Here is a 1,009-nt window from a genome sequence, read left to right as displayed (position 1 = left end):
AGGTAGCAGCAATCGGAAACCGTTCGCGCGACCAGAACGAAAAGCGCATGAAAGCAGTCCGTATCGTCGTCAACGGCAATACCTACGACGTCTATTCGGACCGTGTGCCGCCGAGCTGAGCAGGATCGACAGGTGGAGTCGCTCCAGGCGATAGAACAGCTTACCTTGGTTAGGCTGCTCAAGGCCTCCTTTATCGCCTACCCCGTCGTCAACGCGGTCCATATCGCTGCAATCGGCACGTTGCTGACCTCGGTCACGCTGATGGATCTCCGCATTCTCGGCGCATTTCCTGCTTTACCCCAGCGTCCCTTCATTTTGGTGCTGAGGCGGTGTGCTTTGATGGCCTTCGCAGCTGCCGTGCTGAGTGGGCTTCTGCTGTTTTCCGTGCGTGCCTCACACTACGCGCAGCTGCCAGCCTTTCTCGGCAAGATGGGACTCATCGCCCTGGCGGGAGCCAATTTTGTTGCCTTCGCCTCTGTCAACAATGGCCGACAAGCACACGGTCCACAGCCGGTGTTGCGCCTGCTCGCGGTGGTTTCTATCCTGCTGTGGTGTGCCGTTTTGTTGTGCGGCCGTTTCATTGGCTTCCAATGAACTTGATGCACCGGCATGTTGCCCATTTTCGAGTGGTCGATACTATTCTATAAGTCAGTCGCTTACATTCACAGCCGAAGCAAACTACGGCATGCGAGCTGAAGGAGTTGCGAGCGGTTTGAATAGACTAGCGTTCGGCTATATCCTGCCGCAGGGAGGCGTTTCGAGTTTCTGGCCGCCCCCTAATACCACATTATAGGCAAGCGACCCGAATGGATCGACGATCTTCTGCGAGCCATGCGCCACGAGCAGTCCACCAGTCACCAAGCGAAGCATCGTCTCACTGGCTGTTTTGGTCCTGGCATAGTCTGGAGCAAGAGCTGGAAAAACAAGTTTGGCTGCAACTGTCACATTCATCTTTCGATCTCCTGATGCCGTTTCTGATTCAATTGACGCCATTTCGAAGCCTTTGGGC

General features: G+C 55.4%; 1 protein-coding gene and 1 pseudogene. One reads left to right on the top strand and one right to left on the bottom strand.

Features of this window, described 5'->3' with window-relative positions; translation table 11 throughout:
• The first annotated feature begins 132 nt into the window (after nt 1-132).
• Nucleotides 133-594 carry a DUF6644 family protein gene (locus tag AC1DUU_RS32845; RefSeq protein WP_476787455.1) on the top strand — a complete coding sequence of 154 codons (462 nt, stop codon included), beginning with the start codon at nt 133-135 and terminating at the stop codon, nt 592-594.
• Nucleotides 595-732: 138 nt separating this feature from the next.
• Here AC1DUU_RS32845 and AC1DUU_RS32840 read toward each other — a convergent pair.
• A pseudogene (locus tag AC1DUU_RS32840) lies at nt 733-1,009 on the bottom strand (hypothetical protein); the annotation flags it as partial.

Source organism: Aminobacter sp. P4_H6_2 (assembly GCF_056400805.1).
Note: the sequence above shows the minus strand (reverse complement) of the source record. Positions and strands in the feature narration are given on the sequence as shown.